This is a genomic window from Rhodococcus sp. OK611 (assembly GCF_003050885.1).
Taxonomy (GTDB): Bacteria; Actinomycetota; Actinomycetes; order Mycobacteriales; family Mycobacteriaceae; genus Rhodococcus_G; species Rhodococcus_G oryzae.
In genome coordinates, this window is sequence record NZ_QAOZ01000013.1 from 47,488 (window position 1) to 74,427 (window position 26,940).

At 70.1% G+C, this 26,940-nt stretch carries 28 protein-coding genes; 21 read left to right on the forward strand and 7 right to left on the reverse strand.

The annotated features are described in order from the left end of the window. Nucleotides 1-6: 6 nt before the first annotated feature. A complete protein-coding gene (locus C8K38_RS17265) occupies nucleotides 7-618 on the reverse strand; it encodes a TetR/AcrR family transcriptional regulator (RefSeq protein WP_257017549.1) in 612 nt (203 codons plus the stop codon). A gap of 98 nt (nucleotides 619-716) precedes the next feature. On the opposite strand from C8K38_RS17265, the gene C8K38_RS17270 reads away from it, so the two are divergent. The 7 genes from C8K38_RS17270 (at nucleotide 717) to C8K38_RS17300 (ending at nucleotide 10,129) form a co-directional block, all read left to right on the forward strand. Beyond that, nucleotides 717-1,862, forward strand: coding sequence for a hypothetical protein (locus C8K38_RS17270; protein WP_097212664.1), 1,146 nt, complete (start codon nucleotides 717-719; stop codon nucleotides 1,860-1,862). Continuing rightward, the gene (locus tag C8K38_RS17275; RefSeq protein WP_097212665.1) at nucleotides 1,855-2,886 is read left to right on the forward strand and encodes a phosphotransferase family protein; all 1,032 of its coding nucleotides are present in this window, start codon (nucleotides 1,855-1,857) and stop codon (nucleotides 2,884-2,886) included. Before C8K38_RS17270 ends, C8K38_RS17275 begins: the two co-directional genes overlap by 8 nt. Nucleotides 2,887-3,207: 321 nt before the next feature. Continuing rightward, the gene (locus C8K38_RS17280) at nucleotides 3,208-4,515 is read left to right on the forward strand and encodes an ammonium transporter (protein WP_179800619.1); all 1,308 of its coding nucleotides are present in this window, start codon (nucleotides 3,208-3,210) and stop codon (nucleotides 4,513-4,515) included. Nucleotides 4,516-4,520: 5 nt separating this feature from the next. Next, nucleotides 4,521-4,859 (forward strand): P-II family nitrogen regulator, encoded by a 339-nt coding sequence (locus C8K38_RS17285; RefSeq protein ID WP_005240467.1) that lies wholly within the window; start codon nucleotides 4,521-4,523, stop codon nucleotides 4,857-4,859. Next, nucleotides 4,849-7,377: a [protein-PII] uridylyltransferase gene (locus C8K38_RS17290; RefSeq protein WP_097212794.1), complete on the forward strand. Its 2,529-nt coding sequence runs from the start codon at nucleotides 4,849-4,851 to the stop codon at nucleotides 7,375-7,377. The genes C8K38_RS17285 and C8K38_RS17290 overlap by 11 nt, the downstream gene beginning before the upstream one ends. A gap of 50 nt (nucleotides 7,378-7,427) precedes the next feature. Continuing rightward, entirely contained in the window at nucleotides 7,428-9,017 is a 1,590-nt protein-coding gene (gene ffh, locus C8K38_RS17295; protein ID WP_077041212.1) for a signal recognition particle protein, read from the forward strand. Between the two features lie 2 nt (nucleotides 9,018-9,019). Beyond that, a complete protein-coding gene (locus C8K38_RS17300; protein WP_181320862.1) occupies nucleotides 9,020-10,129 on the forward strand; it encodes an amidohydrolase family protein in 1,110 nt (369 codons plus the stop codon). Between the two features lie 6 nt (nucleotides 10,130-10,135). Here the strand turns inward: C8K38_RS17300 and C8K38_RS17305 are convergent, their stop codons facing one another. Both C8K38_RS17305 and C8K38_RS17310 read right to left on the reverse strand, forming a co-directional pair. Then, a complete protein-coding gene (locus tag C8K38_RS17305; protein ID WP_143548485.1) occupies nucleotides 10,136-10,978 on the reverse strand; it encodes an NADase-type glycan-binding domain-containing protein in 843 nt (280 codons plus the stop codon). After that, on the reverse strand, nucleotides 10,975-11,916 hold the full coding sequence (locus tag C8K38_RS17310) for a DUF5336 domain-containing protein (protein ID WP_097212667.1): 942 nt from the start codon (nucleotides 11,914-11,916) through the stop codon (nucleotides 10,975-10,977). The genes C8K38_RS17305 and C8K38_RS17310 overlap by 4 nt, the downstream gene beginning before the upstream one ends. A gap of 283 nt (nucleotides 11,917-12,199) precedes the next feature. On the opposite strand from C8K38_RS17310, the gene rpsP reads away from it, so the two are divergent. The 5 genes from rpsP to C8K38_RS17335 are packed head-to-tail and all read left to right on the forward strand — an operon-like array spanning nucleotide 12,200 to nucleotide 16,578. Further along, nucleotides 12,200-12,664, forward strand: a complete 465-nt coding sequence (rpsP, locus tag C8K38_RS17315; RefSeq protein ID WP_097212668.1) for a 30S ribosomal protein S16 — start codon at nucleotides 12,200-12,202, stop codon at nucleotides 12,662-12,664. Beyond that, on the forward strand, nucleotides 12,661-12,903 hold the full coding sequence (locus C8K38_RS17320) for an RNA-binding protein (RefSeq protein WP_027499286.1): 243 nt from the start codon (nucleotides 12,661-12,663) through the stop codon (nucleotides 12,901-12,903). The genes rpsP and C8K38_RS17320 overlap by 4 nt, the downstream gene beginning before the upstream one ends. Nucleotides 12,904-12,907: 4 nt before the next feature. Continuing rightward, nucleotides 12,908-13,435, forward strand: coding sequence for a ribosome maturation factor RimM (gene rimM / locus C8K38_RS17325; protein WP_097212669.1), 528 nt, complete (start codon nucleotides 12,908-12,910; stop codon nucleotides 13,433-13,435). A 2-nt stretch (nucleotides 13,436-13,437) separates the two neighbouring features. Then, nucleotides 13,438-14,169 carry a tRNA (guanosine(37)-N1)-methyltransferase TrmD gene (gene trmD / locus C8K38_RS17330; RefSeq protein WP_097212670.1) on the forward strand — a complete coding sequence of 244 codons (732 nt, stop codon included), beginning with the start codon at nucleotides 13,438-13,440 and terminating at the stop codon, nucleotides 14,167-14,169. 27 nt (nucleotides 14,170-14,196) lie between these two features. After that, the gene (locus C8K38_RS17335) at nucleotides 14,197-16,578 is read left to right on the forward strand and encodes a Tex family protein (RefSeq protein WP_097212671.1); all 2,382 of its coding nucleotides are present in this window, start codon (nucleotides 14,197-14,199) and stop codon (nucleotides 16,576-16,578) included. A 68-nt stretch (nucleotides 16,579-16,646) separates the two neighbouring features. Here the strand turns inward: C8K38_RS17335 and C8K38_RS17340 are convergent, their stop codons facing one another. Next, entirely contained in the window at nucleotides 16,647-17,318 is a 672-nt protein-coding gene (locus tag C8K38_RS17340) for a GAP family protein (RefSeq protein ID WP_097212672.1), read from the reverse strand. 141 nt (nucleotides 17,319-17,459) lie between these two features. Between C8K38_RS17340 and C8K38_RS17345 the strand changes: the two genes are divergently transcribed. From C8K38_RS17345 to C8K38_RS17370, 6 genes are all read left to right on the forward strand, one after another. Next, a complete protein-coding gene (locus C8K38_RS17345; RefSeq protein ID WP_097212796.1) occupies nucleotides 17,460-18,383 on the forward strand; it encodes a formylglycine-generating enzyme family protein in 924 nt (307 codons plus the stop codon). Continuing rightward, nucleotides 18,383-19,228 carry a hypothetical protein gene (locus tag C8K38_RS17350; RefSeq protein WP_097212673.1) on the forward strand — a complete coding sequence of 282 codons (846 nt, stop codon included), beginning with the start codon at nucleotides 18,383-18,385 and terminating at the stop codon, nucleotides 19,226-19,228. Before C8K38_RS17345 ends, C8K38_RS17350 begins: the two co-directional genes overlap by 1 nt. Before the next feature lie 154 nt (nucleotides 19,229-19,382). Then, nucleotides 19,383-19,724 carry a 50S ribosomal protein L19 gene (rplS, locus tag C8K38_RS17355; RefSeq protein ID WP_027499292.1) on the forward strand — a complete coding sequence of 114 codons (342 nt, stop codon included), beginning with the start codon at nucleotides 19,383-19,385 and terminating at the stop codon, nucleotides 19,722-19,724. Between the two features lie 65 nt (nucleotides 19,725-19,789). Beyond that, nucleotides 19,790-20,572, forward strand: coding sequence for a signal peptidase I (lepB, locus tag C8K38_RS17360; RefSeq protein WP_097212674.1), 783 nt, complete (start codon nucleotides 19,790-19,792; stop codon nucleotides 20,570-20,572). Further along, entirely contained in the window at nucleotides 20,569-21,300 is a 732-nt protein-coding gene (locus tag C8K38_RS17365) for a ribonuclease HII (RefSeq protein WP_097212675.1), read from the forward strand. The genes lepB and C8K38_RS17365 overlap by 4 nt, the downstream gene beginning before the upstream one ends. Before the next feature lie 37 nt (nucleotides 21,301-21,337). Continuing rightward, the gene (locus tag C8K38_RS17370; RefSeq protein ID WP_072750096.1) at nucleotides 21,338-21,661 is read left to right on the forward strand and encodes a DUF2469 domain-containing protein; all 324 of its coding nucleotides are present in this window, start codon (nucleotides 21,338-21,340) and stop codon (nucleotides 21,659-21,661) included. A 106-nt stretch (nucleotides 21,662-21,767) separates the two neighbouring features. On the opposite strand, the gene C8K38_RS17375 is transcribed toward C8K38_RS17370, so the two are convergent. The 3 genes from C8K38_RS17375 to C8K38_RS17385 are packed head-to-tail and all read right to left on the reverse strand — an operon-like array spanning nucleotide 21,768 to nucleotide 23,654. Further along, on the reverse strand, nucleotides 21,768-22,280 hold the full coding sequence (locus tag C8K38_RS17375; RefSeq protein WP_097212676.1) for a TIGR04338 family metallohydrolase: 513 nt from the start codon (nucleotides 22,278-22,280) through the stop codon (nucleotides 21,768-21,770). After that, nucleotides 22,277-23,035: a DUF2786 domain-containing protein gene (locus C8K38_RS17380; protein WP_097212677.1), complete on the reverse strand. Its 759-nt coding sequence runs from the start codon at nucleotides 23,033-23,035 to the stop codon at nucleotides 22,277-22,279. The genes C8K38_RS17375 and C8K38_RS17380 overlap by 4 nt, the downstream gene beginning before the upstream one ends. Nucleotides 23,036-23,075: 40 nt before the next feature. Continuing rightward, on the reverse strand, nucleotides 23,076-23,654 hold the full coding sequence (locus tag C8K38_RS17385) for a DUF7822 domain-containing protein (protein ID WP_097212678.1): 579 nt from the start codon (nucleotides 23,652-23,654) through the stop codon (nucleotides 23,076-23,078). A gap of 166 nt (nucleotides 23,655-23,820) precedes the next feature. On the opposite strand from C8K38_RS17385, the gene C8K38_RS17390 reads away from it, so the two are divergent. From C8K38_RS17390 to dprA, 3 genes are read left to right on the forward strand one after another with little or no spacing between them, the layout of a single operon-like run. Beyond that, on the forward strand, nucleotides 23,821-24,177 hold the full coding sequence (locus C8K38_RS17390; RefSeq protein ID WP_097212797.1) for a YraN family protein: 357 nt from the start codon (nucleotides 23,821-23,823) through the stop codon (nucleotides 24,175-24,177). Further along, on the forward strand, nucleotides 24,177-25,685 hold the full coding sequence (locus C8K38_RS17395; RefSeq protein WP_097212679.1) for a YifB family Mg chelatase-like AAA ATPase: 1,509 nt from the start codon (nucleotides 24,177-24,179) through the stop codon (nucleotides 25,683-25,685). The genes C8K38_RS17390 and C8K38_RS17395 overlap by 1 nt, the downstream gene beginning before the upstream one ends. Beyond that, a complete protein-coding gene (gene dprA, locus C8K38_RS17400; RefSeq protein WP_097212680.1) occupies nucleotides 25,682-26,800 on the forward strand; it encodes a DNA-processing protein DprA in 1,119 nt (372 codons plus the stop codon). The genes C8K38_RS17395 and dprA overlap by 4 nt, the downstream gene beginning before the upstream one ends. Nucleotides 26,801-26,940 lie beyond the last annotated feature (140 nt).

A 26,940-nucleotide genomic window follows, 5' to 3' on the forward strand; every position in this document is an offset into this window, starting at 1 on the left:
GAGGGGTCAGACCCCGGACTCGGCGAGCACCGTCAACGCGTCCGCGGTCCGGGCGCAGAACGACTCCGCGTCGATCAGCCCGACCGTGAGCCCGCGCATGGTCGTGGCCGACATCAGCAGGTCGAAGACCGCGTTCGCGGTGACCTGCGTGGCCTCGGCCGTGCGCTCCGGCGCGGCCGAGGCGAGCAGCTCGGTCATCGCCTCCCTGGCGGGCAGCTCGGCGCGGCCGACGAGCCGTTCGTAGACGCCCTCGTGGTGGTGATAGGCCGAGAGCAGGCCGGGGATCGCCGACCGGGTCGCTGGTTCCGCGATCCGGTCGAGGAACATCCTGGTCCACGCGAGCAGGTCGGCGTGCAGGTCGCCGGTCGCGGTGGGCAGGTCCACGTCCTGCATGCCGAAGATCGCGTCCTCGACGATCGATTCCCTGGTCGCCCAGCGTCGGTAGATGGCGGCGGTGCCAACCTTTGCGCGCCGGGAGATCGCCGAGATGGTGGTCTTCTGGTAGCCCGTTTCCGTCAGCAGCTCGCGGGTGGCCTGGAGGATCGACCTGTCGACCTCGGGGTCGCGGGGCCTGCCCGCGCCCGGTTGCTGAACCTGCCGATCCCTCTGTTCGCTCACATCGGCGGACAGTACCGGAGAGATTTCGCCGAAATCATTACGATGCGACATGCTCCGTATTATATTTCGGGAATCATCCGATTCACGAAGGGCTCGCCATGATCACCCCGCACGACGAACTGCTCATCCACCAGCTCCCGACCACGCTCGACCACGTCTCGCAGAGCGACCTGCGCTGGACCGAGCGCATCGTGATGTACGGCTTCGACAAGTCCGGCGAGATCAGCATCATGACCGGCATGGCGAAGTACCCGAACCGCAACGTTCTCGACGCCTACGCCATGGTCACCCGCAAGGGCGAGCAGGCCCGCGTCGTCCGCCTGTCCACCGAGCTGAACCCCCAGACCGGGGCACTGAACGCGTTCAGCGTCGGCCCGTACACGTACGAGATCGTCGAGCCGCTGCGCAAGGTGCGCTCCACCGTCGAGTCCAACGAGCACGGCCTGAGCCTGCAGCTCGACTTCAGCGGCGACTTCCCGGTCTACGAGCAGACCGCGGCCTTCCACCGCAGCCGCGGCCGGGTCCGCGAGGATGCGCGCCGGTTCTACCAGAACGGCACCATCACCGGCTGGATCGAGATCGACGGCGAGCGCATCGAGATCGACCCCGAGAACTGGTGGTTCGGCCGGGATCACTCGTGGGGCGTGCGCCACGGCGGCGGCGGCGGCAGCCTGCCCGAGGGCGGGAACATGCAGCCCTCCGAGGTGCCTGCCGGCGTCCTCTATTACATGGGCATCTTCCAGTTCGACGACGAGGTGGTGCACTTCGCACAGCGCGAGACCCACACGGGGGAGCGTTGGCAGTTCGAGGGCGAGGTGCTCTTCCCGATCGACTCCGGCAAGGAGCCGCTGCCGATCATCGACGTCGAGCACGACCTGGACTTCCGCGACGACCTCCGCGTCGTCAAGTCCGGCACGTTCACCGTGCACCGCTCGGATCGCACGACCGACGTCATCGAGGTCAAGCCGGTGTGCGACTTCTGGCCGGGTCTGGCCGGGTACGACGAATACAACGGCTACGCGTCGGGCATGTACCGCGGCAAGGACTTCAGCGACAGCTTTGAAGTCGACATCACCGACGTCGACGAGATCCGCAAGGTGAGCATGCTCAGCGAGACGCTCGTCGAGGTCCGGATGGGTGACAAGGTCGGACACGGCCTTGTGGAGATGGTGTTCATGGGAGTGAACCCGCGCTACGGCTACACCGACTGGAGCGCCAACCGAGCCGGCAAGAACAATGGCTGAGCGGGTCGCGCAGGAGGAGCTGGCGGCCGCCCTCGAACCGATTGTCCAGCAGCGTATTCCGGGCGCACAGAACGCGAAGATCGTCGACTGGAAGCGCACCGAACGCGGGTTCTCCACCGAGACCTACCTGTTCGACCTCGAGGGCGCCGAGCACGAATCGGCCGGGTACGTCTTCCGACGGCCGCCCGAGATCTCGCTGTTCCCGGATTACGACCTGCGGCGCCAGTACCTGGTCTCGGAGCGGCTCGCGCCGACCGATCTCCCGGTCCCCAGCGTCCGGTGGATCGACGCGGACGACAACCCGCTCGGCACGCCGTACTACGTGATGGACCGCATCGGCAATGCCGAGGCGCCCAGCGACTTCCCGTCGTACCACACCGCAGGCAATTACTTCGAGGCCGACGAGCAGGGTCGGGCGAAGATGTGGTGGGAGTGCATCGAGACGATGGCGCAGGTGCATCTGCTCGATCCCGAGGAGCTTCGGCTCGGGTTCCTGGCGATGCCGAAGTTCGGGGACAAGCCGGTCGAGCAGATCGTGAACTACCTCGACTGGGCCGTGCGCTGGGCGGCGCCGGAACTGCCCCCGGTGATGGAGAGGGCCCTTGCCTGGCTCAAGGCCAACCTCTACGAGCCGGAGCACGTGACGCTGGTCTGGGGCGATGCCCGCATGTCGAACATCCTGTACACGCCGGAGCTGTCGGTCGCGGGTGTACTCGACTGGGAGATGGCGTACCTGGGTGACCACGAGGCCGACCTGGCCTGGGTGCTGTTCCTGGACTGGGCGTGCAGCGAGAACGAGGGGCATCCGACCCTGCCCGGCACCCCGACGCGGGAGGAGACCGTCGCCCGCTACGAAGAGTTGACCGGCTGGAAGGTACAGAACCTGCTGTTCAACGAGGTGCTCGGCGCGGTGCTGCTCTCGGTGCCGCTGCTGCGCCTGTCCACCCACCTGAACCTCGGTGACAACGTCAGCATCAGCGGGTTCTGCATGGCCCGACTCGAGCAGCTGCTCGCCGGGGAGTGAGGGGGGGTCACGGGGGCGCCCTCTCGGCGCCCCCGTGACCGTCGGAGGACGCCTAACGAATGAGTAACGAAGCGGCCCGGGCTCGCCCGGCTCGGCCTCCGCACAGGGAGATTCACTTGGGCGACAGGTTCGTGAAACGCAGAAGCAACACATTCCCCCGATGCGTTCACTCGAGCGAAACACGACAGCGCCACAGCTGAAACACCGGATCAGCAGTCTTCACACCAAGTCGAAAGCCGCAAGGAGCGGGACGACAGAAGGAGGAGGCTCAACGTGGAATTTCCCACAATCGGGGCGCCGGACACCGGAGACACCGCGTGGATGCTGATGAGCGCCGCGCTCGTGTTGCTGATGACGCCGGGGCTCGCATTCTTCTACGGCGGCATGGTCCGGGCCAAGAGCGTTCTGAACATGATCATGATGAGCATCGGCGCGATGGGCGTCGTGGGCATCCTCTGGGTCCTGTACGGCTACTCGGTGGCCTTCGGCGAGGACAAGGGCGGCCTCTTCGGTGACCCCTTCCAGTACTTCGGCCTGAAGGGCATCTTCGGCGGCGCCTACCTGGCCGACGCCGACACCGGCGCAGGCGTGGCCATCCCGCTGGTCGGCACCATCCCGGCAACCGTGTTCGTCGCCTTCCAGGCGATGTTCGCGATCATCACCGTCGCCCTGATCTCGGGCGCGGTCGCCGACCGACTCCGGTTCGGCCCCTGGCTCCTGTTCGCGGGCCTGTGGGCCACCATCGTGTACTTCCCGGTGGCGCACTGGGTCTTCGCCTTCGACGGCGTGACCGCGGAGAAGGGCGGCTGGATCGCCAACCAGCTCAAGGCAATCGACTTCGCGGGTGGTACCGCGGTCCACATCAACGCCGGCATCGCCGGCCTGGTCCTCGCCATCGTCCTCGGCAAGCGTCGGGGATGGCCGGGAACGCCCTTCCGTCCGCACAACCTGCCGTTCGTGATGCTCGGCGCGGCGCTGCTGTGGTTCGGCTGGTTCGGCTTCAACGCGGGATCCGCGGTGGGCTCCAACGGGATCGCCGGTGCCACCTTCCTCACCACGGTGATCGCCACCTGCGCCGCAATGCTGTCCTGGCTGCTGGTCGAGCGGATCCGTGACGGGCACGCCACCACCCTCGGCGCCGCCTCCGGCATCGTCGCAGGTCTGGTCGCCATCACCCCCGCCTGCTCTTCGGTGAACGTGCTCGGCGCGCTGGCCGTCGGCGTGGCCGCGGGCGTCCTCTGCGCCCTCGCGGTCGGCCTGAAGTACCGCTTCGGCTACGACGATTCGCTCGACGTCGTCGGTGTCCACCTCGTCGGTGGTCTGGTCGGCACCCTGCTGATCGGCTTCGTCGCGACGGAGGAGGCGCCCGCGGGCGTCAAGGGACTGTTCTATGGTGGGGGCTTCGACCAGCTGTGGCGTCAGGCTGTCGGTGCGGGTGCGGTTCTGCTGTACTCGCTCGTCGCCACGACGATCGTCGCGCTCATCGTCAAGTACACGATCGGCCTCCGGGCCAGCGATGAGGCCGAGTCGCTCGGCGTGGACGAAGCAGAACACGCTGAGAACGCATACGATTTCGCCGCGCTCGGCGGAAGCTCGGTACCGGGGCGCTCGACCGTCAGGGAGGCATGAGAAATATGAAGCTGATCACCGCAATCGTCAAACCGTTCACCCTCGAGGACGTCAAGACCGGCCTGGAGCAGGCCGGGGTGCTCGGAATGACCGTCAGTGAGGTCCAGGGCTACGGCCGTCAGAAGGGCCACACCGAGGTGTACCGCGGTGCCGAGTACTCGGTCGACTTCGTGCCCAAGGTGCGCGTCGAGGTCGTCGTCGACGACGCCGCCGTGGACAAGGTCGTCGAGGTCATCGTCGAGGCCGCTCGTACCGGGAAGATCGGAGACGGCAAGGTGTGGGTATCGCCCGTCGAATCCGTCATCCGCGTACGTACGGGTGAACGGGGCGCGGATGCGCTCTGACCCAACAGGGTCCGGATCTGGTGGCCCCGATCCCGCCGCGACGTCGGCGGGGTCGGGGCCACCCGCGTCCGGTGGCATTGTTGCCGCCGACGATCTGGTCCGTGCCCGGAAGCAGTTGCTGGACGGTGGTTCCCGGAGCCGCCGCCTCGACACGGTCGCCCTCCGGCAAGCGCTGGTGGACCTGCACGAATTCTGGCTGACCACCAAGGGGGCAGAGCTCGGCATCAAGCCGGACAGCGGATTCGCGATCGTCGCCGTCGGCGGGCTGGGCCGCCGCGAGCTGCTGCCGTACTCCGACCTGGACCTGGTGCTGCTGCACGACGACCTGGACCCTTCGGTCGTCTCCGAGGTGGCCGACCGGCTCTGGTATCCGTTGTGGGACGCGCACATCAAGCTCGACCACAGCGTGCGGACCGTCCCGCAGGCGCTGCAGGTGGCGTCGTCGGACCTCACCGCCGCCCTCGGTCTCCTCGAGGCCCGGCACATCGCGGGCGATGTGGAGCTGAGCAACCTGCTGATCGGCGGGGTGCGGCGGCAGTGGCGCACCGGGATCCGTTCGCGTTTCGACGAACTCGTGGAGCAGGCCCGCACGCGGTGGGCACGCAGCGGCGAGATCGCGCACCGGGCCGAACCGGACATCAAGAACGGCCGCGGCGGGCTGCGCGACATCCAGCTGCTGAGCGCGCTGGCGATCGCGCAGTTGACCGACGCGGTGCCGGGCCTCGGCCCACAGACACCTGGCGGCGGACTGGCGTTCGCGCACGAGCGGCTGCTGGACGTGCGGACCGAACTGCACCGGGTGGCCGGACGCGCCCGCGACCAGCTCCGGGCCCAGGACGCCGACGAGATCGGCGCGGCCCTGCGGATAGGGGACCGCTTCGACCTGGCCCGGATGCTCAGCGACTCGGCCCGCACCATCAGCTACTCCGTCGACGTCGGGCTGCGGACGGCGGGCAACGCGTTGCCGCGCCGCGGCCTCTCGCGGCTGCGCAGGGTGCCGGTGCGGCGACCTCTGGACGAGGGCGTGGTCGAGCACGCGGGTGAGGTGGTGCTGGCGCGCGATGCCAAGCCGAACAAGGACCCGGGGCTGATCATGCGGGTGGCGGCCGCGGCCGCGCAGACCGGCATGCCGATGTCGGCCTCGACGTTGAACCGGCTCTCGGACAGCGCGCCCGAGCTGCGGGAGCCGTGGCCGAAGGAGGCCCTCGACGATCTGCTGGTGCTGCTCGGATCCGGCAGGAACACGATCGCGGTGATCGAGGCGCTCGACCGCACCGGCCTCTGGGGTCGGTTGCTGCCGGAATGGGGCGCGATCCGCGACCTGCCGCCGCGCGACGCGGTGCACACGTGGACGGTGGATCGGCACCTCGTCGAGACCGCCGCCTACGCCAGCGGGTTCACCACCCGGGTCTCGCGGCCGGACCTGCTGGTGCTCGGCGCACTCCTGCACGACATCGGGAAGGGCCGCGGCGGCGATCACAGCCTGGTCGGCGCCGAGCTCGCAAATCAGATCGGCAATCGGCTCGGGCTGTGGCCCTCGGACGTGGCCGTGCTCAGCGCGATGGTGCGCTACCACCTGCTGCTGCCGGAAACCGCCACCCGCCGCGACCTGGACGACCCGGCGACGGTCCGGATGGTCGCGGAGGCTCTCGGCGGTGACACGGTGCTGCTCGAACTCCTCTATGCGCTCGCCGAGGCCGATTCGCTGGCCACCGGTCCTGGTGTGTGGGGGGACTGGAAGTCGTCGCTGATCCGGGAACTGGTCCGGCGCTGCCGGATGGTGATGGCGGGCGAGCAACTGCCGACTCCTGACCCGATCGACCCGGAGCACGCGGCGCTGGCGGCGGACGGGGGCGTGCACGTGCTGTTGCAGCCCGCGGAGGGCGCGCACACCTACACCGTCACCGTGGTCGCACCGGACACCCCGGGCCTGCTCTCGGACGCCGCGGGCGTGCTGGCGCTGCATTCGCTGCGCGTGCTCTCGGCCTCCCTCGGCAGCCACGAGGGGGCCGCGGTGAACTCGTTCACCGTTGCGCCCCGGTTCGGTGCGCCGCCGCAGGCCGGGCTGCTGCGCCAGGAACTGATCCGGGCAATCTCCGGCGAGCTCGACCTGGTCGCGATGCTCGAGGCGAAGGAGCAGCAGTCGCTGGCCGAGCAGGCGCTCGAGCGGGGCGCCGAGGGCGTGCCCGTCCAGTACGCGCAGGCGCCGCCGCGGATCATCTGGTTCGACACCCCGGTGGACGGCCAGGTGATCCTCGAACTGAGGGCCGAGGACCGGCTCGGCCTGCTGTGCCGGCTGGCGAGCGTGCTCGAGCGCCACGGTGCCGACATTCGCTGGGCGCGGGTCTCCACGCTCGGCGCGTCGGTGGTCGACGCGTTCTGCCTGCATCTCGGCGACACCGACTCGCGGGTCACCAGGGAAGAGTTCGAGGCGGCGATGCTCGCGGTGGTTCCGGCGCCCCGCCCGCGCACGAGCGAGGGCGCCGAGGATGGCGCCACGGACGGGGGCGCCGGGTAGAGCGGCTAGGCTTGACCGAAACGCCCACGCGACAGCCAGGAGCCCGATCGGTGTTCGAATCCCTTTCCGACAGGTTGACCGGTGCCCTCAAGGACCTCCGGGGCAAGGGGCGCCTCTCCGGCGCCGACATCGACGCCACCTGCAGGGAGATCCGGCTCGCCCTGCTCGAGGCCGACGTTGCGCTGCCCGTGGTGCGTGCCTTCATCGAGAAGATCAAAGTGCGCGCCAAGGGTGCCGAGGTCTCCGGCGCGCTGAACCCGGCGCAGCAGGTCGTCAAGATCGTCAACGAGGAGCTCGTCGGGATCCTCGGCGGCGAGACCCGGCGGCTCCGGTTCGCGAAGAACCCACCGACCGTCATCATGCTGGCCGGCCTGCAGGGTTCCGGTAAGACCACCCTCGCGGGCAAGCTCGCGAAGTGGCTGACCGGGCAGGGACACACGCCGCTCCTGGTGGCCTGCGATCTGCAGCGTCCCGGCGCAGTCAGCCAGCTCCAGATCGTCGGTGAGCGCGCGGGCGCCGCGGTGTACGCGCCGCACCCGGGCACCTCGATCGGCGGCGGCGAGAACGCGCTGGGTCAGTCGGCGGCCGACCCGGTCGACATTGCCCGGCAGGGCATCGCGGAGGCCAGGGCCAAGCAGCACGACGTGGTGATCGTCGACACCGCCGGACGCCTCGGCATCGACGAGGAGCTGATGGGTCAGGCGGCGGGCATCCGCGACGCCGTCAACCCGGACGAGATCCTGTTCGTCCTCGACGCGATGACCGGTCAGGACGCCGTCCAGACCGCGGAGGCGTTCCGCGCGGGCGTCGGCTTCACCGGCGTGGTGCTCACCAAGCTCGACGGCGACGCCCGCGGCGGTGCCGCGCTGAGCGTCCGCGAGATCACCGGCGAGCCGATCATGTTCGCCTCCACGGGCGAGAAGCTCGAGGACTTCGACGTCTTCCACCCGGACCGGATGGCCAGCCGGATCCTCGGCATGGGCGACGTGCTCAGCCTGATCGAGCAGGCCGAGCAGGTCTTCGACGCGAAGCAGGCCGAGGCCACCGCCCAGAAGATCGGCTCCGGCCAGCTCACCCTCGAGGACTTCCTCGAGCAGATGATGGCCGTGCGGAAGATGGGCCCGATCGGCAACCTGCTGGGCATGCTGCCCGGCGCCGGGCAGATGAAGGACGCGCTGGCCAACGTCGACGAGAAGCAGCTCGACCGGGTCCAGGCGATCATCCGCGGCATGACTCCCGCGGAGCGCGATGACCCGAAGATCATCAACGCCTCCCGGCGGCTGCGCATCGCCAACGGCTCCGGCGTCAAGGTCTCCGACGTCAACCAGTTGGTGGACCGGTTCTTCGAGGCCCGCAAGATGATGGCCGCGATGGCGGGCCGGATGGGGATGCCAGGGGCCCGCTCGAGCCAGCGCAGCAAGAAGGGCAAGAAGGGCAAGAAGGGCGGCAAGGGGCCGACGCAGCCGAAGATCCGCGGCGGCTTCCCCGGCATGCCCGGCGGGATGCCGGGCGGGATGCCCGCCGGGTTCCCCGGACTGCCCGCAGGCATGGACCTGTCGAAGATGCCGAAGGGGCTCGACGAGCTGCCGCCCGGCCTCGAGGGCATCGACCTGTCCCAGCTGAAGCTGCCCAAGAAGTAGCCGTGGCGCCTGCCCGCCCAGGGTCCTTCCGGCTGCGCGGTGTCGGGCTGCCCGACGGCCAGCCGCTGGAACTGTGGGTCGGCGGCGGGGTGATCTCGGATCAGCCGGTGCCCGGCGCGGAGTCGCTGTGCGAATCGGGCTGGATCCTGCCCGGGCTGGTCGACGCGCACTGCCACGTCGGTATCAAGTACGGCGGGGGTCACGAGGACCGGCCGGGGATGATCGCGCAGGCCGAGGCCGAACGCGGGGTCGGGGCGCTGCTGCTGCGCGACGCGGGGTCACCGGTGGACACCCGGGATCTCGACGCGCGCGAGGACCTGCCGCGGATCATCCGGGCCGGTCGGCACATCGCGATGCCGAAGCGGTACATCCCCGGCCTTGCCGTCGATCTCGAGGACGAGTCGCAGCTGCCGGAGGCGGTCACCCAGCAGGCGCTGCTCGGCGACGGCTGGGTCAAGATCGTCGGGGACTGGATCGACCGCTCGGTGGGGGACCTGCGTCCGTTGTGGAGCGACGACATCCTCAAGGAGTCCATCGAGGCGGCACACCGGGTCGGCGCCCGGGTGACAGCGCACGTCTTCTCCGAGGACGCGCTGCCGGGCCTGATCAACGCAGGCATCGACTGCATCGAGCACGGCACCGGACTCACCTCGGAGACGATCGAGCTGATGGTCGAACGCGGCACCGCGCTGGTACCGACGCTGATCAACATTGACACCTTCCCCGGCATCGCGGACTCGGCCACCCGGTACCCGGTCTACGCACGCCACATGCGGGAGCTGCACTCGCGGGTCCGTCGCACCGTCGGCGACGCGCACGACGCAGGCATCCCGATCTATGCGGGCACCGACGCCGGCGGCTCGATCGTGCACGGGCGGGTCGCCGACGAGGTCGCCGCGCTCGCGCAGGCCGGACTGGGACCGACCCGAGCCCTCGGCGCGGCCTGCTGGGACGCCAGGGCCTGGCTTGGTCGGCCAGGGCTCGAGCCCGGCGCGCCCGCCGACCTGCTCGTCTACGAGCAGGACCCGCGCACCGGGCCCGAGGTGCTCGCCGCCCCGGACCTGGTCATGCTGCGCGGCCGGGTGGTCGAGGTGCGCGGCCGGGTCGTGTGATGCGGTCTATTTGACGCAGGGATCGGCCCCGGCATCGGCGCGACCGGTGAACCGGACCTCGCTGACCGAGGTGACGTCGTTGAACGGCGCGGATTCCTGGCCCGCCGCGTTCTTGACAGGCTGACCGTCCACCGTCTCGTTGATCGTCAGGGTGACCGTCTTGGCCGCCTTGTCGACGTCGAGCGCCTGGATGCCGCGCTCCGGCCGGACCTCCTGGACGACCGAGGTGCCGTCGTCGAACGCCCAGGTCACCTTCGTGACCTTGCGGTTCTGGGCGAACCGGTCGGAGCCGTCCACGTCTTTCTTGTCGTAGCCGGGATCGATCCCGACGGAGGTGAGGTCGAGCTTGCAGGCGAAGCTCACCGAGAGCACCTGGCCCTTGGTGCCTGCGCAGCGCCACGCGGTGGTGACGTCGCCGTCGGTGGCGTTCGGGGCCTCGTAGGAGTTCTTGCGCCCGGTGGAGTCGACCGCGGGCGGGTAGGCGGCGCAGGTGGGGACGGCGCCGGTCGGGGTGATCGCGGCGGGGTCGGTGCCGAAGTCGCCGAAGTCGCCACCGCTGAAGGCGTCGCCGTCTGCGGATTCCGCCGTGGCGGCGGTCGCCTCGCCATCGGTGTCGCGGGCCAGCGTCCAGTTGAGTAAGAAGCCGCCGCCCGCGAGCAGCACGACTGCGGCGGTGACGGCCGCGATGATGCCGAGCCAGCCCTTCCAGGACAGCGGCCCGCGCGCGGGCGCGGGCCCGGGAGCTGGCCCATTGGGCGCATCGAAAAAGGGCTGGGCGGGCGGCGGAGGCGGTGGCGGCGGCGGGGGAGTCGCCTCGGCGGTGGGACGAGGTCCGTCGTCGGGGGTCACGGGGCCTCCACCTTCTCGGCGGCCTTGTCGGCGGACTGCTTCGCGTCTTTGTCTTTGTTCTTGTCGGTGGGCTCGTCCGCGTCCTTGTCCGTCGTCTCGTCCCCGGACTTGGCTTCGGTGCGGTCCGGGCGTGCCTTCAGCGCGGCGTCCACCTCGGGGTCGCCCAGTTCCGCCAGCCAGTCCAGCAGGTCGGGATAGGCGCTGGGGTTCGCCGCGACGTACGGACGCAACGCGGCATCGGACTGGGCGATGTGGCCGAGCGTCTGCAGCGGGGTGTACGGATCGAGCGCGAGTGCCTGCGTGTAGGGCTTGGTCGGGGCGGGAGACCCGACAGCGGGCGGCGGCGTCCCGGGTGCCTCCGCGTCGACGGGCTCGGCCGGTGCGGGCGCGAGACCGGCGCCCTGATCGAGCACGCGGGCGGCGCGGGGCTGCACCAGGCCGAGGTCGTAGGCCAGGGCGAGGAACGCCGCGATGGTCTGCAGGATCGACAGGACCAGGATCGCGATGCCGCCCCAGCCGAGCGAGACGGCCAGGCTCTCGTCGTCGGAATCGTCGAAGAAGTTGCCGGTGAAGGTGGGAACGTTGCTGATCGCGATCAGCAGGAACAGGGCCAGCAGGGCGCCGACCGCGGCCGCGGCGGTCGCGATGGCCCGCAGGGCCGGCGCCGCGCCCGGGAACTGGGACAGCCGAGACACGGTGGACAGGCCCGCACTGATGCCGGAGAACAGCAGGAAGACGACAACGAGCAGGGCCTGTGGGAGGAGGAAGCCGCTGACGTTGATCACATCGCCGGAGGTTCGGACGACGAAATAGGGGCCGAAGCCGAGCAACAGGTTGAGTAGGCCGAGCGTGAGCACTGCGATGCCCAGTGCGTTCGGTCGGCCGACGGCCGGAACAGGTGGCCCCGCGATGGGCGCTGCGAACGGCGCGTTGGACATGATCCCCCTTGTGAACGAGCGACGACTTCGGTCGAATTCGTCACCGACCTGCGGTGATGACGTGCCAACGAAGTCTAGGCCGCGGGGGCGCCCGCGGAAGGGCGAAACACCGGCGGCCGCGGGCGATTAACGGCGCGACCTCATCGTCTGGCAGAATGGACCGCTGTTCGCCCGTCTCCGGTTACGTACCGCGCGGCGGTCACGACAACCCCTCAACGCGAAACCGGGTGCGCAGGCCTTGCGCATCGCTGAATTGCGCCGTGACCATCTGAAAGGCTCCACCATGGCTGTCAAGATCAAGCTCATGCGGCTCGGCAAGATCCGCACCCCGCACTACCGCATCGTCATCGCCGACTCTCGCACCCGCCGCAACGGCCGTGCGATCGAGACCATCGGCAAGTACCACCCCAAGGAAGAGCCCTCCCTGATCGAGATCGACTCGGAGCGTGCGCAGTACTGGCTGGGTGTCGGCGCGCAGCCGACCGAGCCGGTCGAGAACCTGCTCAAGATCACCGGCGACTGGCAGAAGTTCAAGGGCCTGCCGGGCACCGAGGGCACCCTGCGCGTCAAGGCTGAGAAGCCGTCCAAGCTGGAGCTGTTCCAGGCCGCGCTGGCGCAGGCCGACAGCGAGCCGGTGGCCGAGGCCATCACCCCGAAGAAGAAGGCCGCCAAGAAGGCCGACGCGGAGGCCACCGAGGCTCCCGCCGAGGCCGAGGCCGCCGCGGATTCCGAGGCTGCTGACAAGTGAGTGCCGTTGTCGCCGATGCCGTCGAACAGCTTGTTCGCGGCATCGTCGCCAACCCCGACGACGTCCGGGTCGAGCTCTCGACCGGACGCCGTGGGCGGACGGTCGAGGTGCACGTGAACCCCGAGGACCTGGGCAAGGTCATCGGTCGTGGCGGACGCACCGCCACCGCGTTGCGGACCCTGGTCACCGGTATCGGTGGTCGCGGCATCCGCGTCGACGTGGTCGACACCGATCAGTAAATCAGTGGAGCTCGTCATCGGGCGTGTGGCCAAGTCACACGGCATCAGGGGTGAATTGGCCGTAGACATACGGACCGACGATCCCGAAGAGCGTTTTGCGGTCGGCACCGTGCTGCACGGCCGCAAGCCCCGCGAGCAGAAACTCACCAGCTACACGGTGGAAGCCGCCCGGGAACACTCCGGGCGGCTTCTGCTGCGTCTCAAGGGGATCGACGACCGCACGGCGTCGGACGCGATCCGTGGCACGCTGTTCATCGTCGACACCGCGGACCTGCCGCCGTCGGATGATCCCGACGAGTTCTATGACCACGAGCTCGAGGGCCTCGCCGTGCGGCTTGGCGACGGCACCGCGGTCGGCTCCGTCATCGAGGTGCTGCACTCGGCCGCGGGCGAGCTGCTCTCCGTGCGTCCGGAGGGGCAGAAGACCGGCGAGATCCTGATCCCGTTCGTCGCGGCCATCGTCACCTCCGTGTCCGTCGCCGACGGAGTCATCGAGATCGATCCGCCTGAGGGACTTCTGAATCCGGAGTAGCTGTGCGCCTCGACGTCATCACGATCTTCCCCGAGTACCTCGAGCCGTTGCGAACGGCGTTGCTGGGCAAGGCCATCGACAAGGGCCTGATCTCCGTCGGCGTGCACGACCTGCGGGACTGGACGCACGACGTCCACAAGGCGGTCGACGACTCGCCGTACGGCGGCGGCCCTGGCATGGTGATGAAGCCGACCGTCTGGGGCGAGGCCATGGACGAGGTGCTCGGCACCGAGCCTGACCCCAACACGCTGCTGGTGGTCCCCACTCCGGCAGGCGTGCCCTTCACACAGGACACCGCGCACCGATGGGCGGGGGAGAAGCGCCTCGTGTTCGCCTGCGGCCGTTACGAGGGCATCGATCAGCGGGTGTTCGACGACGCGGCCAGGCGGGTGCGGGTCGAGGAGGTCAGCATCGGCGACTACGTCCTCATCGGGGGCGAGGCCGCGGTGCTGGTGATGGCTGAGGCCGTCGTCCGGCTGCTCCCCGGCGTGCTCGGCAATCAGCAGTCGCACCAAGAGGATTCGTTCTCCGACGGCCTGCTGGAGGGTCCGAGTTACACCCGGCCGGTGAGCTGGCGCGAGCTCGACGTGCCGCCGATCCTGCTCTCCGGTGACCACGCCAAGGTGGCCCGCTGGCGCCGGGAACAGTCGCTGTTGCGCACCGGCGAACGCCGCCCCGACCTGCTCGAACACGTCGAGCTCTCCGACTCGGATCGCGCTGTTCTCGAGCCCTGACGGTGCCTGCCGGTAGGGTCGATCGCCGTGACCTCAGCTCCGAATGCACCAGCTCTGAAATCAGTCAACGCGCGCATCGCGGAGGAACTCGGCGTCCGGGAAGAGCAGGTCCGCGCGGCGGTCGAACTGCTCGACGGCGGCGCGACGGTTCCCTTCATCGCCCGGTACCGCAAGGAGGTCACCGGGACCCTCGACGATGCCCAGCTGCGCACGCTCGAGGAGCGGCTGCGGTACCTGCGTGAGCTCGACGAGCGCCGGGTCGCGGTGCTCGAGTCGATCCGCTCCCAGGACAAGCTCGATCCCGAGCTCGAGGCGCAGATCATGCTCGCGGACACCAAGGCCCGCCTCGAGGACATCTACCTGCCGTTCAAGCCGAAGCGCCGCACCAAGGCGCAGATCGCGCGCGAGGCCGGGCACCAGCCCGTCGCCGACGCCCTGCTGTCGGACCCGACCACCGACCCCGCGCAGTACACCGCCGAGCAGCTCGAGGGTGCCCGCGCCATCCTGGTCGAGCAGTTCGCCGAGGACGCCGACCTGGTCGGCGAGCTGCGCGAGCTGATGTGGACCCGCGGCCAGGTCAAGTCCGCGGTCCGCAAGGGCAAGGAGACCGAGGGCGCCAAGTTCGCCGACTACTTCGAGTTCTCCGAGCCCTTCGGCAAGCTACCCAGCCACCGCATCCTCGCCATGTTCCGCGGCGAGAAGGAGGAGGTGCTCTCGCTGACCCTCGACCCCGAGACCGAGGAGCTCCCGCTCGGCGAGGTCAGCGTCTACGAGGGCCGCATCGCAGGCCGGTTCGGCGTCGCGGACCGCGGACGGCCCGCCGACAGGTGGCTGCTCGACACGGTCCGCTGGGCCTGGAAGACCAAGATGCTCATCACGCTCGGCATCGACACCCGGATGCGGCTGCGACAGTCCGCCGAGCGGGACGCCGTCGACGTGTTCGCGATGAACCTCAAGGACCTGCTGCTGGCCGCGCCCGCGGGCACCCGCGCCACGATGGGCCTCGACCCCGGCTTCCGGACCGGCACCAAGGTCGCCGTCGTCGACTCCACCGGCAAGGTGCTCGCGTACGACACCATCTACCCGCACCAGCCGGCCAACAAGTGGGACCAGTCCCTGGCCACGCTCGCCGCGCTGGCCGCCAAGCACAAGGTCGACCTGATCGCGATCGGCAACGGCACCGCCTCGCGCGAGACGGACGCGCTGGCGGCGGACCTGATCAAGAAGTTCCCGGAGGCCGGGCTCACCAAGGTGATGGTCTCGGAGGCGGGCGCCTCGGTGTACTCCGCCTCCGCGTACGCCTCCGCCGAGCTGCCGGACCTGGACGTGTCCATCCGCGGCGCGGTGTCGATCGCGCGCCGGCTGCAGGACCCGCTGGCCGAGCTGGTGAAGATCGACCCGAAGTCGATCGGCGTCGGCCAGTACCAGCACGACATCTCCGAGACGCTGCTGGCGCGCTCGCTGGCCGCGGTGGTCGAGGACGCGGTGAACGCGGTGGGCGTCGACGTCAACACCGCCTCGGTGCCGCTGCTCTCGCGGGTCTCGGGCATCACCGGCTCGCTGGCCGAATCCATCGTCGCGCACCGCGACGCGAACGGTCCCTTCCGTGCCCGCGCCGGCATCCTCGACGTGGCGCGGCTGGGCCCCAAGGCATTCGAGCAGTGCGCGGGCTTCCTCAAGATCACCGACGGCGACGACCCGCTTGACGCCTCCGCGGTGCACCCCGAGGCGTATCCCGTCGTGCGGCGGATCGTGGAGGCCACAGGAACCGGCGTCAAGGAGATCATCGGCAACACCACGGCGCTGCGGGCGCTGCGGCCGCAGGACTTCTCCGACGACAAGTTCGGTATCCCGACCGTCACCGACATCATCGCCGAGCTGGAGAAGCCGGGCCGCGACCCGCGCCCCGAGTTCAAGACCGCGACGTTCGCGTCGGGTGTGGAGAAGGTCGCCGACCTCAAGCCCGGCATGACGCTGGAGGGCGTGGTCACCAACGTCGCGGCCTTCGGCGCCTTCGTCGACGTCGGCGTGCACCAGGACGGGCTCGTGCACGTCTCCGCGATGTCACACAACTTCGTGAAGGACCCGCGCGAGGTGGTCAAGTCCGGCGACGTCGTGAAGGTGAAGGTGATGGAGGTCGACCTGCCGCGCCAGCGCATCGGGCTGAGCCTGCGCCTGGACGACGAGCCCGGCGCGGCCAAGCAGGACGGACAGGGCGGCGGACAGCGCGCCGCAGGCGGTCAGCGTCAGGGCGGCGGCCAGCGGGACGGCGGATCACGTCAGGGTGGCGGTCAGCGCCAGGGCGGGCAGCGGGGCGGCGGTCAGCGTCAGGGCGGCGGATCGGGCGGCAGCAGCCCGGCGAGCGGCTCGATGGCGGACGCCCTCCGCAAGGCCGGCTTCGGCAAGTAGGCGGCTCCGCCGCCCGTGCGCGGTTGACGAGTCTCTGGACTCGTCAATCGCGCACAGGCGCGCAGCGCCTAGTAACCGCCGAGACCCTTGCCGATCATCACCACACCGATCACCAGCAGCAGCGTCGCCATCACGGCCGCATTGTTGGCGGTCAGCCAGGACTTGAGGTTCTGCAGCCAGACCGTGGCCTTCTCCCTGGCGACGAAGTAGGCGATCACCGGCACGGCCACCGTGCTGGCGGCCAGGATCGTGAAGACCACCCCGGTGACCACCAGCGTGGCGCCGCTGACCCCGAGGTTGGCGACGGCCACCGCCGCGCCGACGATCATCAGCAGGTTCTTCGGGTTCACCGCGGACAGCGCGAAGCCGAGCCCAAGCGCCTTGCCGGGGGTGACCTTGTCGATGGCGGCGAGCCAGCCGGGCATGGTCGGTTCCTCGCCGGGCGCGGGCCTGCCCCGCCACTGCTTGAGCGCCAGCCCGAGCAGCGCGACACCCAGGATGATCTTGATGGTCGCGGTCGTCGCGTTCCCGCCCGACGAGCTGTCCAGGCCGACCGCGCTGGCGATCGTGACGATCACCGTGTATCCGAGCGCGATGCCGAGAACCCAGCCGGCGGTGAACGCGGTCGCGGTGCTCCCCGCCTTCGGCGTCAGCAGCATGAGGATCGCGGCGATGATCGGGATCGGACTGATCGCGACGCCGAGCGCGAGCGGAAGAATGTCACCAATGGCAGTTCCCATGGTTGGCATGGTCTCAGTCGGCCGGTGGGCGGGAACCACCCGAAAAGGGTGACCGGTGGTGGCTGCGCCCGGTGCGGGTGAGGTGACATGCTTCCTTGCATGGCGTCGAACACCCAGTCGTTGAACACCCCACTCAAGAACATGTCCTGGGTGCCGGGCGGTCTCTTCTGGATGGGCTCGGAGGACTTCTACCCGGAGGAGAAGCCCGTCCATCAGGTCGAGGTGGACGGCTTCTGGATGGACACCCACCAGGTGACCGTCGCGGAGTTCCGGCGTTTCGTGAAGGACACCGGCCACGTCACCGTCGCCGAGACCGCGCCCGACCCCGCCGACTATCCCGGCGCCGACCCGGCGCTGCTGGTGCCCGGCTCGCTGGTGTTCACCCCGCCGCCCGGCCCGGTCTCGCTCGACGACTACCAGCAGTGGTGGTCCTGGGTGCCGGGCGCGGACTGGCGTCACCCGGAGGGCCCGGACAGCAACGTCGGCGGGCGCGAGCGGCACCCGGTGACGCACGTCGCGTACGCGGACGCCCAGGCCTACGCCGCGTGGGCGGGCAAGGAACTGCCGACCGAGGCCGAGTGGGAGTTCGCCGCCCGTGGCGGTCTCGACCGCACGGCCTACGCGTGGGGCGACGAGTACACCCCCGGCGGTAAGCAGCAGGCCAACACCTGGCAGGGCCAGTTCCCGTGGCAGAACCTCGTCGAGGACGGGTTCGTCGGGACCTCGCCGGTCGGGAGTTTCAAGCCCAACGGCTACGGGCTCCTGGACGTCGCGGGCAACGTCTGGGAGTGGACCACCGACTTCCACACCGCCGATCACAGCGCGGGCGGGAAGAACGTCAACCCGGCGAGCTCGTGCTGCATCCCGCGCAACCCGAGGTCGGAGTCGGCGGCGCGGACCGAGGGCGAGAGCTACCCGCGCCGGGTCATCAAGGGCGGCTCGCACCTGTGCGCGCCCAACTACTGCCTCCGTTATCGCCCCGCCGCCCGCCAGGGGGAGACCGAGGAGACCTCCACCTGCCACGTCGGGTTCCGCTGCATCGTCAGGTCGCCGGGGCCGCGCTGATGAACCACTGGCTGCAGCGGGCGATCATCGAGCCGGGCAAGCTGCCGCTGCTCATGTTCTTCCTGGGTTTCATCGGTGGCTTCGCGTTCATCCGGCTCAGCGTGCGGATGATCCGCGCCCAGGTCCGGTGGTGGCCCGGCAACGTCACCCCTGGCGGCCAGCACGTGCATCACGTGGTGTTCGGCGTGGTGGCCATGCTCGTCAGCGGCGGGTGGTTGATCGCGGTCTTCGAGGACGGCAGCTCGACCACCGGCGCGGTGCTCGCCGGCGTCTTCGGGGTCGGCGCCGCGCTGGTCCTCGACGAGTTCGCGCTGATCTTCTACCTCAAGGACGTCTACTGGGCGGAGCAGGGCCGAACCTCCGTCGATGCGGTGTTCGTCGCCATCGGGGTCACCGGACTGCTGCTGCTCGGTGCCCGCCCGACGGCGATCCTGGACGTCGAGGACTTCCGCGGGCAGGAGCCCTGGTGGGTGCGTGGGTTGGTGGTGCTGATCACCGTGTTGGGCCTGATGGTCGCGGCGGTGGTGATCGCCAAGGGCAAGATCTGGACCGCCATGCTGGGGATGTTCGTCTTCCCGGTGCTCCTGGTCGGCGCGATCCGGTTGAGCCGACCGGGGGCGCCGTGGGCGCGGTGGCGCTATGAGGAGCGGCCGAAGCGGATGCTGCGGGCCATCGAACGGGAGAAGCGCTACCACCGGCCGGTGGTCCGGGCGAAGATCTATGTCCAGGACCTCGTCGCGGGCAAGCCGAGCGTCGAGCACGCGAAGGTCGCGACCGAGCAGGAGCTGGAGCGGACAGTGCAGGCCGCGCCCCCGGCCCCGCACCACGAGCGGGTGCCTCGGTAGTCCCGATTTCGTCCCGTCCTGGTCGTCTGGCACAATTGACGGGTTGCCTGTACAGGCAACACCTACCTAATCGGAGTACGAACCAGCCGAGCACAGCGTGAGCAGTGCCGCTCGGTTCCTCTACTCGTGCGAAAACGCAAGGATGGAACAACCGATGAACACCCTGGACTTTCTGGACGCCCGCTCTCTCCGCGACGACATTCCGGAGTTCCGTCCCGGCGACACCCTGAACGTGCACGTCAAGGTCATCGAAGGCTCGAAGGAGCGCGTGCAGGTCTTCAAGGGCGTCGTGATCCGTCGCCAGGGCGGCGGCATCCGCGAGACCTTCACCGTTCGCAAGGTCTCCTTCGGCGTCGGCGTCGAGCGCACCTTCCCGGTGCACAGCCCCAACATTGCTCAGGTCGAGGTCCTCACCCGTGGTGACGTCCGTCGCGCCAAGCTGTACTACCTCCGCGATCTGCGTGGCAAGGCCGCCAAGATCAAGGAAAAGCGCTGATCTTTTTCACGTCGGCCCGGCCCCGGAACAGCACGACCGTTCCGGGGCCGGGCTAACCTGTTCCGGTGGTAAATACCCCTCAGGAATCGACGGCGCCGGACGGTGCCGAATCCCCCGAACCGACGTCGGGGAGGGTCGAGAAGAAACCCCGCTCGTTCTGGCGGGAACTCCCCATCCTCATTCTCGTCGCGCTCGTGATGAGCTTTCTGCTGCAGACCTTCATCGTCAGGGTGTACCTGATTCCGTCGGAGTCGATGGAACCCACGCTGCACGGCTGCGCCGGCTGCACCGGCGACCGGATCGCCGTCGAGAAGATCAGCTACCGCTTCGGCGACCCGCAGCCCGGGGACGTGATCGTGTTCAAGGGCCCGGAGTCCTGGAACGCCGGCTGGTCGTCCACCCGCTCCAACAACCCGGTGGTCCGCGGATTGGAGGAGTTCGGTTCCCTGGTCGGCCTGGTGCCGCCGGACGAGAACGATCTCGTCAAGCGAGTCATCGCGACCGGTGGTCAGACCGTCGAATGCTGCGACGACCAGGGCCGGATCCTGGTCGACGGCAAGCCGATCGACGAGCCGTACGTCGTCACCGACTTCCCCTTCACCCCTGGCGCCCAGACCTGCGACACCCCGCTCAAGTCGGGGCGCTGCTTCGGTCCCGTCACCGTCCCCGAGGGCAACCTCTGGATGATGGGCGACAACCGCAACAATTCCGCGGACTCGCGCTATCACGTCGGCGACGAGTACAACGGAAGCGTGCCCGTGGACAACGTCATCGGCAAGGCCGTCGCCATCGTGCTGCCGCCCTCGCGCTGGGGCCTCATCGATTCGCCTGATATCCAAGGACAGTGAGTACCTGGCCACCGAGGACGATCATCCGCAGAGCGGCTGGCCTGCGGACGATGGAGTCTGCCCTCATCCGTAGCGGCCTCGGCCCCGTGGTTGGCGTCGACGAGGCCGGCCGCGGCGCCTGCGCGGGTCCGCTCGTGGTCGCCGCCTGCGCGCTCGGGCCCAAGCTGCACCCGGCACTGGTGAACCTCGACGACTCCAAGAAGCTGACCGAGCGGACGCGGGAGGAACTGTTCCCCGCCATCACGCGCATCGCCAGGGCCTGGTGCATCGTGGAGATCCCGGCGTGGGAGGTCGACTCGCTCGGCGTGCACGTGGCGAACATCGAGGGCATGCGGCGCGCGGTCGCGGGCCTGGCGTTGTCCCCGGGATACGTTCTGACGGACGGGTTTCGGGTGCCGGGCCTGCCGGCGCCGTCGCTGCCGGTGATCGGCGGCGACGCGTCGGCGGCGTGCATCGCGGCGGCCAGCGTGCTGGCGAAGGTCTCGCGCGACCGCACGATGGTGGCGATGGACACGGAACTGCCCGGGTACGGTTTTGCCGCGCACAAGGGGTACAGCACGGCCGCGCACACCGCGGCGATGGCCGCGCTCGGCCCGAGTCGTGAGCACCGGATGTCGTACGCGAACGTCGCAGCGGCGCGACTGATGCAGCGCGATCCGGTGCGCGAGGACCGCTTGGTGGCCGATGAGGTGGGCGAAATGTACACCGCGGAGGTGCGTGCGGGATGATGATGGTTCACCACAGAGCAGGAGGACGGCGAAACAGATGAGTGCCGAAGATCTCGAGAAGTACGAAACGGAGATGGAGCTCTCGCTCTACCGTGAGTACAAGGACATCGTCGGCCAGTTCGCCTACGTAGTGGAGACCGAACGCCGGTTCTACCTGGCGAACTCCGTCGAGCTGATCCCGCACAACGCGGACGGGGAGATCTACTTCGAGGTGCGGATGGCCGATGCCTGGGTGTGGGACATGTACCGCCCCGCGCGGTTCGTCAAGCACGTCCGGGTCATCACCTTCAAGGACGTCAACATCGAGGAGCTGGAGAAGTCCGACCTGCGGTTGCCCGAGAACGGGCCGTTCGGGGAGTAGGGCGAGCGCACCGCCGCACACTTTTTGCCGAGTTCGCACACCCCTTGATCGCTCACGGGGTGTGCGTTCTCGTCAATGGGGGTGCGCGATGTCGGGCAGGCGCGGGTCAGGCGATCCGGACGCCGTTCTCCAGCATCGTGGTCCGCAGCACGAAGGCGGCCTCGCCGCCGATGATCTCGTCGACCAGGACCAGGTAGCGGTCGACGAACTCGGGGCCGTGCGGGGCGAGCGCCGCGCCGTCCGGCTCGAGGTGATGGGCGAGTTCGTGCAGGACCACCAGCTCGCGCAGCGCCCATGCCGTGCCGCGGGTGTGCAGCGGGACAGCGATGGTCGCCGCGCCGGCCTCGTAGTGGGCGGCGGCCGCCCCGGCTCGCGCGCGGACGGTGACCGGGACGGCCGCGCCCGACCAGCGTGCGCGCACCCAGTTCAGGGCCAGGACCCGGTCCGCGTAGTCCTGCACCGAGTCGACCGAGGCGAACTTCCGCTCCACCGGCAGGGTGATCGTGGAGCCGAACAGCTCGAGTTCGCGTGCCCCCTTGTCGGCGCGGTCGAACACCGTCCGCACCACGGTCTCGGCCTCGTAGACCCGGGAGCGCTGGCTGTCGCGGTCGGTGCTCACTCGAGCTGCTTCCTCGCGCCCGCCAGCTCCGGCGCGTGGCCGAGGCGTGCGGCCCTGCCTGCCCGGTCGCCCGCCCGCCGCGCGGTCGAGGAGTGCCCCGCGGTGGCCTTGGATCCCCGCCAGGTCCCGCGCGCCTGCGACGTCTGACGGTAGAAGTCGGACAGCTCGAGCTGCTTGTCGCGCAGCACCAGCGCGGTGCCGGTCAGTTCGGGGCCCGTGGACTCGTCCGCGCGCACCGCGTCTGCCTCGGCGGCCCTCTTCGCGGTGGCCAGCCGCTCGCCGATCCGGGCCGCGAACGCGAGCTGGAAGTTCAGCCGGGCGGTGACCCCCGCCACCGGGCGGTGAGCGCCCGACTTGATGAACGCGTCGGAGGCCCGCACCATCTGCACGAGCAGGCTCGAGTACAGCGCCTCGCAGGCGTCGATGTCGGTGCCGAAGCCGTAGGCGAACACCTGCGTCGAGTTGTGCGCGACGTCGCACTGCACGTCGTTGGCGGCAGCGATGCTGACGAACAGGTGCACGTAGGTGCGCAGGCCCTTCTTGCCGGTCTCGCCGATCGCGATGACCCGCTGGGTGGGGGTGACGCGCTGCTCGCGGCGCGAGGTGTGCGAGCGCGCGACGGCGAGGTCGATCGAGGTCGCGGTGGCAAGGCGCTGCGCGGCCTCCATGAAGGCCTGGGCCTCGTGCGGGTTGGTGGTGGACTCGGCCTGGCGGAGCAGACCGCCGATCCGGGCCAGCATCTTCTCGGAACTCACCCGGACGAGCGTAGACCGCGGCACCGACGCGCGGCCGGGCCTATCGCGGGCCGTCGAGCTCGAAGTACAGCGCGTCGGACCAGTAGCCCAGTCCGAGCTCGCGGAGCGGTTCCTCGATGCTCTCCTGCGACGGCGTGAACAGCCGCTGCCAGAAGCTCGGCTTGGTGGGCGCGAGCCCGGCAAGCGCGGCCTCCATCTCGGCGTCGATGTCGGCAAGCCCGGCCACCAGTGCCGCGCCCTGGTCGGCGAACGGCTCGTCGTCCATCGCGAAGATCTCGCCGCATTCGAGGACGAAGTGGTCGTCGGGGTCGGTGTGGGCGCGCAGGAAGCGCAGCGCGTCCTCGGCCATCGTGCCGAGACCGGGGTGGTCGATGCGGCTGAGGAACTTCTCGAGCCGGGCGATGCCGGGGCCGCAGCGCGCGGTGACCGCGATCAGGCCGGGGGTGTCGTCCCAGATGATCGACTGGCGGGTGCAGGGGTCCACGGAGACCAGGATCCGGGGGACCAGCGGTATCGCGTACGACCACTCGGAGACGCCCGCGACACGTTGGGTACGGGCCGCGGCCGGATCCGTCTGTGGGTCAAGGAGAGTGGTGTAGAGGTACGTGCGGTTGGCCACGCCGCCTCCTGTCTGTGTGCGGGATCGGGCGACCGGCCGAGTGTAGGTGTCGCCGGTGACAGGGTCGGTCGGCTGCGTTCTCCACAGGCCGGGATCCGTCCACAGGTACCGCGAAATCGGCCGCCGCCGGACGTGATTCGTCCCGGACGCGGTGCAGGGTCTGGTCATGGCACGAAACCTGGAGCTGGGGGCATGGGGTGAGGAGCTGGCCGCGGGCCACCTCGCCCGAGCGGGCCTGACGATCCTCGCGCGGAACTGGCGGTGCCGCTACGGCGAGCTGGATCTCATCGCCCGGGAGGGGGACGCGGTCGTCTTCGTCGAGGTGAAGACGCGATCGGGCCGGGGCTACGGCACGCCCGCCGAGGCGGTGACGTTCGCGAAGCAGGGCCGGATCCGCCGGCTGGCCGGGTTGTGGCTGGCCGAGCAGCCACACGGCTGGCGGCACGTGCGGTTCGACGTGGTCGCCGTCGTCGTGGAGTCCGGCCGGGATCCGGTGCTCGAGCACCTGCGCGCGGTGTTCTGATGGCGCTCGGGCGGGCCTACGCGGTGGCGGTGCGCGGTGTCGACGGTCAGCTGGTGGAGATCGAGGCGGACATCGGCCGCGGGCTGCCCGGGGTGCACCTGGTCGGGCTGCCCGACACCGCGCTACAGGAATCGCGGGACCGGGTGCGTGCCGCGGTCACCAACTCCGGTGAGCGATGGCCGGATTCGCGGGTGATCCTGGCGCTCTCGCCCGCGACCCTGCCGAAGGGCGGCAGCGGATTCGACCTCGCGCTGGCCTGCGCGGTCCTGGTCGCGGACGGACGGGTGCCGAGCACGGACCTGGACAAGGCGGTGCTGCTCGGCGAGCTCGCCCTGGACGGCCGGCTGCGCGGGGTCCGCGGCGTGCTGCCCGCGGTGCTGGCGGCCAAGTCCGCGGGACGACCCAGCGTGGTGGTGCCGTACCCGGCGCTGGCCGAGGCCGGTCTGGTGGACGGCATCGAGGTCTGGGGCGCGCGCAACCTACGGGAGGTGATCGAGTGGCTGCGCGGGGAGCTGGTGCTGCCGGGGCCTGCCCCGCTGGAGGTGCCGCCCGAGCGGACGACGGCCGACCTCAGCGACGTGGCGGGCCAGGGGGAAGCGCGCCTGGCACTGGAGGTGGCGGCTGCGGGGGCACACCACCTGATGCTGACCGGTCCGCCCGGTATCGGGAAGACGATGCTGGCGCAACGTCTTCCGGGGGTGCTGCCGCCGCTGAGCGAGCAGGAGGCGCTCGAGGTGACCGCGATCCATTCGGTGGCGGGACTGCTCACCAGCGAGCGGCCGCTGATCACCGAACCGCCGTTCGTCGCCCCGCACCACACCTGCTCGATCAGCGCGCTGGTCGGCGGCGGGTCCGGGATGGCAAGGCCGGGCGCGGTGAGCCGGGCGCACCGGGGCGTGCTCTTCCTTGACGAGTGCGCCGAGTTGGGCGTCAAGGCGCTGGAGGCACTGCGCACCCCGCTCGAGGACGGTGAGGTCCGGATCGCGCGGCGGGACGGGGTGGCCTGCTATCCGGCGCGGTTCCAGCTGGTGTTGGCGGCGAATCCGTGTCCGTGCGCGCCGCCCCGCACCGAGGACTGCGTCTGCGCGCCGACCGCGCGCAGGCGCTACCTGGGGAAGCTGTCGGGTCCGCTGCTCGACCGGGTGGATCTGCGGGTGAGCATGCAGCCGCTCTCGGTCGGCGCACTGAACGGTGAGGCCGCCGAGTCGACGGCGGAGGTTCGCGCGCGGGTGGCGGCAGCCCGGGCGACGGCGGTCGAGCGGTGGCGTGAGTTCGGCTGGCGGACCAACGCGGAGGTGCCGGGCCCGGCTCTGCGGCAACGGTTCCGGATCTCTCGTGGGGCACTCCGCCCGCTGGAGGGGGCGCTGCGGGAGGGGCAGATCACCGCCCGCGGCGCCGACCGCGCGCTCAGGGTCGCGTGGACGCTCGCGGACCTGTCCGGCCTGGCGTTGCCAGGGGAGGACCAGGTGGGGTGTGCGCTGGGCTACCGGGATCGGCGGGGCGAATGAGTGCGCGACGGGAGGCCTGGGCGTATCTGTCGCAGGTGGCGCAGGGTCCGTGTGCCCCGCTGGTGGAACTGGTCGAGGCGGTGGGGCCGTTGGAGGCGGCGCGGGCGGTGCGCGGGGCGGAGTTGCCGGAGGCGCTGCGGACGCGGACGGAGGCGCGCAGGCACATCGACTCCGCGGCTCGCGATCTCGACCTCGTCGGGCGGCTCGGCGGCAGGCTGCTCACGCCGGACGACGAGGACTGGCCGGCGTGGCGGCTGCTGGCCTTCGACGGCCTCGACTCGCGGCGCGAGCGGGAGTCGGCGCCGCCGTTGGCGCTGTGGGTGTTGGGGGAGCGGCCGCTGGCCGAGCTGACCGATCGGGCGGTCGCGGTGGTCGGGACCCGGGCCGCCAGCGGCTACGGCGAGCACGTGACCGGGCAGTTCGTCGACGACCTCGCGGGCCGGGGCTGGACAGTCGTTTCGGGAGGTGCGTACGGGATCGACGGTGCTGCGCACCGCGCCGCCCTGGCCGCGGGTGGTGCGACGGTGGCGGTGCTGGCGTGCGGGGTGGACCGGGCCTATCCGGCGGGGCACGCGCGGTTGCTGCGCGAGATCGCCAGGGAGGGGGCGGTCGTCAGTGAATATGCGCCGGGCACGCCTCCGGCCCGGCACCGCTTCCTGGCCCGCAACCGACTGGTCGCCGCGCTCGCGGACGCGGTGCTGGTGGTTGAGGCGGGGGCGCGCAGCGGGGCGCGTAACACCGCGACGTGGGCGTCGCGGTTGGGCCGTCCGGTCCTGGCGGTGCCCGGCCCGGTGACCTCGGCGTCCTCGGTGGGGTGCCACCGGATGATCCGGGAGGGTGAGGCGCTGCTCGCGGCGCGGGCCGCCGATGTGGTGGAGGCGGCCGGGCCGGTGGGGGTGGCAGGCGAGGACGGCGGCCCGGTGCGCGCGCTCGACGGTCTCTCCGCCAAGGCGGCGTTGGTGTACGACGCGCTGCCCGCATCGGGGTCGGTGGGCGTCCGCGAGCTGTCGGAGGGCTCGGGGCTGCCGATCGGATCGGTGCGGGGCGCGTTGCCGGTGCTGGAGCTGGCAGGGCTGGTCGGCTCGGACGGGACGGGGTGGTTCAGGCGCGGGTGAAATCGGGAGAAAGAGTTACGAATCCGCGGGTTCCGGCCATCGTGGCAGGCCCGGAGGGTTCGGGACTCAGGCTGCTGGGCACCGGCTAGTACGCGGACTGCCAACGATCCTTTCCGTCGCTGGCGACATCGCACACCATT

Excerpts from the sequence above, each read along its gene's own strand:
- C8K38_RS17390 (WP_097212797.1), top strand. The coding sequence starts at position 23,821 with ATGGCACGAAACCTGGAGCTGGGGGCATGGGGTGAGGAGCTGGCCGCG.
- rpsP (WP_097212668.1), top strand. The coding sequence starts at position 12,200 with ATGGCTGTCAAGATCAAGCTCATGCGGCTCGGCAAGATCCGCACCCCG.
- C8K38_RS17345 (WP_097212796.1), top strand. The coding sequence starts at position 17,460 with ATGTCCTGGGTGCCGGGCGGTCTCTTCTGGATGGGCTCGGAGGACTTC.
- C8K38_RS17280 (WP_179800619.1), top strand. The coding sequence starts at position 3,208 with ATGCTGATGAGCGCCGCGCTCGTGTTGCTGATGACGCCGGGGCTCGCA.
- C8K38_RS17350 (WP_097212673.1), top strand. The coding sequence starts at position 18,383 with ATGAACCACTGGCTGCAGCGGGCGATCATCGAGCCGGGCAAGCTGCCG.
- C8K38_RS17290 (WP_097212794.1), top strand. The coding sequence starts at position 4,849 with ATGCGCTCTGACCCAACAGGGTCCGGATCTGGTGGCCCCGATCCCGCC.
- C8K38_RS17370 (WP_072750096.1), top strand. The coding sequence starts at position 21,338 with ATGAGTGCCGAAGATCTCGAGAAGTACGAAACGGAGATGGAGCTCTCG.
- C8K38_RS17275 (WP_097212665.1), top strand. The coding sequence starts at position 1,855 with ATGGCTGAGCGGGTCGCGCAGGAGGAGCTGGCGGCCGCCCTCGAACCG.
- rplS (WP_027499292.1), top strand. The coding sequence starts at position 19,383 with ATGAACACCCTGGACTTTCTGGACGCCCGCTCTCTCCGCGACGACATT.
- C8K38_RS17310 (WP_097212667.1), bottom strand. The coding sequence starts at position 11,916 with ATGTCCAACGCGCCGTTCGCAGCGCCCATCGCGGGGCCACCTGTTCCG.
- dprA (WP_097212680.1), top strand. The coding sequence starts at position 25,682 with ATGAGTGCGCGACGGGAGGCCTGGGCGTATCTGTCGCAGGTGGCGCAG.
- C8K38_RS17270 (WP_097212664.1), top strand. The coding sequence starts at position 717 with ATGATCACCCCGCACGACGAACTGCTCATCCACCAGCTCCCGACCACG.
- C8K38_RS17340 (WP_097212672.1), bottom strand. The coding sequence starts at position 17,318 with ATGGGAACTGCCATTGGTGACATTCTTCCGCTCGCGCTCGGCGTCGCG.
- C8K38_RS17285 (WP_005240467.1), top strand. The coding sequence starts at position 4,521 with ATGAAGCTGATCACCGCAATCGTCAAACCGTTCACCCTCGAGGACGTC.
- C8K38_RS17395 (WP_097212679.1), top strand. The coding sequence starts at position 24,177 with ATGGCGCTCGGGCGGGCCTACGCGGTGGCGGTGCGCGGTGTCGACGGT.